General features: G+C 33.7%; 3 protein-coding genes and 1 tRNA gene. 3 read left to right on the top strand and 1 reads right to left on the bottom strand.

Features of this window, described 5'->3' with window-relative positions:
- Window positions 1-118 precede the first annotated feature (118 nt).
- On the top strand, window positions 119-286 hold the full coding sequence (locus tag IEU71_RS09910; protein WP_155816953.1) for a hypothetical protein: 168 nt from the start codon (window positions 119-121) through the stop codon (window positions 284-286).
- 58 nt (window positions 287-344) lie between these two features.
- Here the strand turns inward: IEU71_RS09910 and IEU71_RS09905 are convergent, their stop codons facing one another.
- Complete coding sequence (locus IEU71_RS09905; RefSeq protein WP_004910802.1) at window positions 345-863, bottom strand: hypothetical protein; 519 nt, start codon at window positions 861-863, stop codon at window positions 345-347.
- A 98-nt stretch (window positions 864-961) separates the two neighbouring features.
- Here IEU71_RS09905 and IEU71_RS09900 point away from each other — a divergent pair.
- Together IEU71_RS09900 and IEU71_RS09895 are read left to right on the top strand one after the other, a co-directional pair.
- Window positions 962-1,035: transfer RNA gene (locus IEU71_RS09900), tRNA-Arg, on the top strand.
- A 1,007-nt stretch (window positions 1,036-2,042) separates the two neighbouring features.
- Window positions 2,043-2,390 carry a hypothetical protein gene (locus tag IEU71_RS09895; protein WP_004910803.1) on the top strand — a complete coding sequence of 116 codons (348 nt, stop codon included), beginning with the start codon at window positions 2,043-2,045 and terminating at the stop codon, window positions 2,388-2,390.
- Window positions 2,391-2,444: the final 54 nt, after the last annotated feature.

Here is a 2,444-nt window from a genome sequence, read left to right as displayed (position 1 = left end):
ATAAAAAAACTCCTATACTTGATTATCTCGGATTATGCCCTAGAAATAAAGCGGTCCGGATTTTCAGTATACGAGCATTGTGTTAGAATATCTCCATATAGCGCGTATGGGGAGAATCATGTCAGCATTCACATTATTATTTGTCTACACCTTAATCCTAATTGTGATTTTGGTTATTGGCATCGTTATTCATAATACTCACATGATTATCGCAGGTATAATTGGCGTTTGTGTGCAAGTTGCAATGCTAATCTACTTGTGCTATTTTATTGTGCCCTACATGTAGCTAAAAAAGTGCTATGAACCTCACAAATCTAGGTCACAACACTTTTATTATATTTCAACTATTCTTCATGTTTGGCGCCAATTTGATAAATGGCCTGTTCGATATTCAAATCACTTTTCATTTGTGCTACAATATCTGCTCGTTGCGCTGAACTTTTGTTGATTGCGTTAACTGACATTAAAATAATGGTATCAAACTTGTCGTGAAAACGTGATGCCACACTGCCGTCAATGTTATATTTACCTGTTTGAGCTGCTTTCACAATTGTAACGATACCATTTTTACCATACAATGCATCACGCAATGTTTGGGCATCAGCCTCGCTTAAATTACCACTGTTACTTTTTATAATTTTGTCAGCATCTTTTTCAATAGCCGACATCGTTGCCTGCTTTTTATAATTAAATTTGTTCAGATCACTAATTAACGCCTTTATGTCAGAACGTGACGTTTTCAAATGCTGATAGTCATCTTTTGGCATTGATACGCCGGCATATTTTGGTTGTTGACTGAATGTTATAAATGCAATAAGTAGTGCAACAATAATTGCTGCTAATGCAATAAATGCTTTTCTCATAAATAATCTCCACGTTTATCTTATTCTAGTATAAATCAAATAACGAATTAAAAAAACTCTTTCATGAATCGTTCTAAAATGGTATCATAGTAGAGTACGCGTTGGTAGCTCAGCTGGATAGAGCAGCCGGTTTCTACCCGGCAGGTCGAGGGTTCGACTCCCCCTCAACGCATTTTGACCATTTTCTCACAACTGTTGAGAGAATGGTTTTTATTTTAAAAAACGTGACATATCAGTATATAAGTCAAGCTTTTTATGTTACAAATTGACAATACAAAAACCGACTAGAAATCAATCTTGCCGGCACTTTTACTATGAAATATATCAATTGTTAGCGTTGTAATCAAATAAAAAAGCCTCAATAAGTTTAGATTGATTTTGTGTGTGAAAGCTTATTTTTGCAATCATTTAACCGACTGAGGTTTCGACACAATCTGTGTACATACTTATCATACGATAAGCTGATTATTTTGGCAACAAAAAATTGTGCGCTATTAGTAGATATTTCAGTCTGGTTATTACGTTTTTGAATTATATTGGCTGAGAGACAATAATTTTCTGATGCTTAAGCACCAGTTTTATTTGCTATAACTCTATCATTTCACTCCTGTGCCATGCTTTCTGTCACTCCCCCTACATTTTACACTTTTGTCACTCTAATCTGTTCTATGTAGTATCTTTTCGGACTATGCCAGAAAGATCGACATCACGATTAAAATATTATTTTTCAAATATTGCAGTGTCTCAGAACGAATACTCTCACATCCCCAGATGGGATAACCACCATATCAGCTATTATAAAGTTTCTGCGCCAACCAAACATTTTTGAAATGTGGCTTTGACTACACTTAAAACATTGGCAAACTTGAAATCTTGAGTTATGTTTGGAAACAGTTTGCATTAGAGTGAATCCTTTTTTCTCATCAGCACCTCTAGAAATGTATAAATGAAAACTTTTAATTCATTGAATATAATTTATTGGTGCGAATAGGAAAATTTGAATAATCAAAATTCAGTCTCACTCTTAATGAAACCACTTGAAATCATTAAAAATAGTTGATAGATAATGACTTCAGCTTCAAATCAGGTTGTGAATCCCATATCTGGTGCATTGAACGAGTCAGTAATATAATATACAATTATATGGTTATATATCATTTGCCAAAGGAAATGAAAAAAATGGGAACTAAAGTCAAAGATTACTATGATGTAAATTATGGCTACTTTTTATCCGAAAAAATATCTAATGTCTATGAAAACTTTGATGAAGAGCACTTTATATCATTACTTAAACCTGAGCTAGAGACATTAAGCTTTAATAATCGACAAATTTTATTGGCCGAATCCCTAAAATCCACTATCCAACTGAATTATGACGATACGATTTATATTTTCACAAAAATACTTGGTGATGAAATCGAAGGTAGCCTTGGTATGTTTACACAAGGTTGGTGGCTATGGCCATTAAGTAAATATGTTGCTCATAAGTCAATAATTCGGAATGTTTTTTATCTAGGGCTGAACTGATTAGGCAACTTTTATTTTTTGATTGGCAAGACTGATTCTTTCGTTGTTGAACCA

The organism is Leuconostoc falkenbergense (assembly GCF_014634805.1).
GTDB classification, from domain to species: domain Bacteria; phylum Bacillota; class Bacilli; order Lactobacillales; family Lactobacillaceae; genus Leuconostoc; species Leuconostoc falkenbergense.
This window is presented reverse-complemented; position numbering and strand designations above follow the sequence as displayed.

Excerpts from the sequence above, each read along its gene's own strand:
- IEU71_RS09895 (WP_004910803.1), top strand. The coding sequence starts at position 2,043 with ATGGGAACTAAAGTCAAAGATTACTATGATGTAAATTATGGCTACTTT.
- IEU71_RS09905 (WP_004910802.1), bottom strand. The coding sequence starts at position 863 with ATGAGAAAAGCATTTATTGCATTAGCAGCAATTATTGTTGCACTACTT.
- IEU71_RS09910 (WP_155816953.1), top strand. The coding sequence starts at position 119 with ATGTCAGCATTCACATTATTATTTGTCTACACCTTAATCCTAATTGTG.